Origin of the sequence: Streptomyces sp. NRRL WC-3549 (genome assembly GCF_000721935.1) — a bacterium.
Classification (GTDB): Bacteria; Actinomycetota; Actinomycetes; order Streptomycetales; family Streptomycetaceae; genus Streptomyces.
Map to the genome: position 1 here is coordinate 33,608 of NZ_KL585438.1, position 2,811 is coordinate 36,418.

Sequence of the window (2,811 nt, forward strand, 5' to 3'; positions counted from 1 at the left end):
GGGGGGGAGCTGCTGATGCTGGCGGCCTACGGCTTCGTGGCGGCGTTCGCGTACGGCACGATCATGAACCTGTACGGCTGGACGATCGTGCCGGGCCAGGCCTCGGGGATCTCCTTCGTGCCGGGCGACCCCCTGGCCGAGAACCTGGTCCGCTTCCTCGCGTACTGCCTGGCGACCTCGCTCGGCTGGGACCTGGGCCGGGCCGTCCTGACCACGGTCCTGACCCTCGCCATCGGCCCCACCCTGCTGAAGGCCCTGCGCCGGGCCACCCGCCGCGCGGCCTTCGACGCGCAGGCCGGGTTCGAGTCCGCCGAGCGGTAGGGCGGGGCCGTTCGGGTGGCGCCGCCGCCGCGCCGGGCGGATCCTGAACACGCGGCGGTCCGAGCCGGAGGGGTACCGGGTGAGGTCGTGTCCTCCCCGGTACCCCTCCGGCGCGTCCGCCCCCGGGTCAGGGGTCAGGCCGGGGCGGACGTCTTCTCGGCCACCGGCCCGGCCGTACCGCTCCCGGCCGTCGCGTCCTCGCCGTCCGGCCCGGCCGCGTCCTGGGCGGCCCGCAGCCGGCGGGGTCCGGCCAGGGCGTACGTCAGCCCGAAGCCCAGCCCCACCACGGTCGCCCCGCCCACCGCGTCCAGTACCCAGTGGTTCCCGGTGGCGACGATGCACGAGACCGTGAACAGCGGGTGCAGCAGGCCCAGCGCCTTCATCCACGCCTTCGGCGCCAGCACCGCGATCACCACCCCGCACCACAGCGACCAGCCGAAGTGCAGCGACGGCATCGCCGCGTACTGGTTGGTCACCGCCGTCAGCGCCCCGAAGTCCGGGCTGGAGAGGTCCTGGGCGCCGTGGACGGTGTCGATGAAGCCGAGGCCCGGCATCAGCCGGGGCGGGGCCAGCGGGTAGAGCCAGAAGCCGACGAGGGCGAGGACCGTGGCGAAGCCGATCGAGCTGCGGGCCCAGCGGTAGTCGGAGGGCCGCCGCACGTACAGCACGCCGAGGATCGTGAGCGGCACGATGAAGTGGAACGTCGAGTAGTAGTAGTCGAAGAACTCCCGCAGCCAGGAGATGCCGACGACCGTGTGGTTGACCCAGTGCTCGACGTCGATGTGCAGCCACTGCTCCAGGGAGTGGATCTGCCGCCCGTGAGCGGTGGGGCGCCCCACGGCCGCCGCGAGCCGGACCTTGGCGTACGCGGAGTAGACGACCCGGATGAGCAGAAGCTCCAGCAGCAGGTTGGGCCGGCTCAGCACCCGCCGCCAGAACGGCAGCAGCGGTACCCAGGAGAACCGGGGGGCGACGGGCTGTACGTGGTCGGTGGGGACGGGCCGCGCCCAGTGGGGCGAGGAGCGGGGCAGGAACGGCGCCACGCAGGCCGCGCCGAGCGCCACGAGAAGCAGCGTGTTGTCGCGTACGGGAAGGAGCACGCCGATGTTCGGCAGCAGCATCTTCCCGGGCAGGGTGAGGACGAGGACCACGACGGCGGGCCAGACCAGCCGGTCACGGGCGCTGGTGCCGACCCGGCCGACGACGGCGAGCAGCACCCAGAGCAGCTGGTGCTGCCAGGCGGTGGGCGAGACGGCGACGGCGACGCACCCGGTGACGGCGACGGCCAGCAGCAGTTGCCCGTCGTGCGCGTAGCGGACCGCGCGCCGCAGGCCGAGTACGGTGACGGCGGCGGCCAGGGCCAGGAAGAGCACGACCTCCAGCGGCCCCTGGAGCCCGAACCGGAGCAGCGCCCCGTGCAGGGACTGGTTGCCGAGGGTGTCCGGGCTCGCGCCCAGCCCCGCGCCCGCCACATGGTGCACCCAGTACGTCCAGGAGTCGTGCGGCATCGCCGCCCAGGCCAGCGCCGTGGAGAAGGCGAAGGCCGCACCGCCGGCGACGGCGGCCCGGCGTCTCGCGGTGAACCAGAACAGCACGGCGAAGAGCAGCACGGCCGGCTGGAGGGCCGCGGCGACCCCGACGAGGACCCCGGAGAGGCGTTCACCGCGGACCGCGAAGCAGGCCACCAGCACCAGCAGCACGGGCAGGATGCTGGTCTGCCCCAGGTAGAGGGTGTTGCGGACGGGCAGCGACACCATGAGCAGGGTGATGGCGAGGGGAGCGGCCAGGAAGGCGGTGCGCCGGGTCACCGGGCCCGGCAGGCCCCGCGCGGCGACGAGGCCGAGCGCCGCGACGAGCAGCAGGGTGCCGAAGGTCCAGACGACACCGAGGGCCTCTTCGGCCGAGGTCGTCAGGGGTCTCAGGACCAGCCCGGCGAACGGGGTTCCGGTGAATCTCCCCGGTTCGTAGAGGGACCCGGCGACGTGCAGTATGCCGTCGCGCCCGGTCCAGGTCTCCAGGTCTATGAGGCTCTCACCGGGCTGGCGGCGCAGCACCACCGCCATCTGCCGCACCCCGAGCACGGCGACGGCCAGCCAGAGGGCCGCCCGGATCACCCCGGCTCTCGTCCCCGGGTCCGCCGCCACGTCCCCCCGCACACCGCGCTCCGCCTCAGCCACCTCGCGCTTCCCCTCCCAGTTCCCGCGCACTGTCCCGTCCGGTCGGGTATGTGCGGATGAAGCCTGCCATTGCCCTCTGGGGCAGACCCAATCAACCCCCTCTTCGCCTGACTGTCACGGGGCTGTCACAGGAAAGGACGCGCGGCCCCCGAATACATCCGCGACCGCGAGGGCGAGGGCGGATCGTCCGGGGCGTGGGGTGGATCGTGCGGGGCGGGGGCCGGATCGTGCGGGGCGGGGGCCGGTGTGGGTGGTCACCGGGTGCGGTCCCGGCCGTCCGGCCGCCCGGCAGTCCGGCAGTCCGGCAGTCCGG

Annotated in this window: 1 protein-coding gene and 1 pseudogene; one reads left to right on the forward strand and one right to left on the reverse strand. The window is 73.8% G+C overall.

Annotation, left to right across the window (positions count from 1 at the left end):
* Positions 1 to 321, forward strand: a pseudogene (locus IH13_RS0132550) (ECF transporter S component); the annotation flags it as partial.
* A gap of 134 nt (positions 322 to 455) precedes the next feature.
* Here IH13_RS0132550 and IH13_RS0132555 read toward each other — a convergent pair.
* A complete protein-coding gene (locus tag IH13_RS0132555; RefSeq protein WP_082317793.1) occupies positions 456 to 2,498 on the reverse strand; it encodes a bifunctional glycosyltransferase 87/phosphatase PAP2 family protein in 2,043 nt (680 codons plus the stop codon).
* Positions 2,499 to 2,811: the final 313 nt, after the last annotated feature.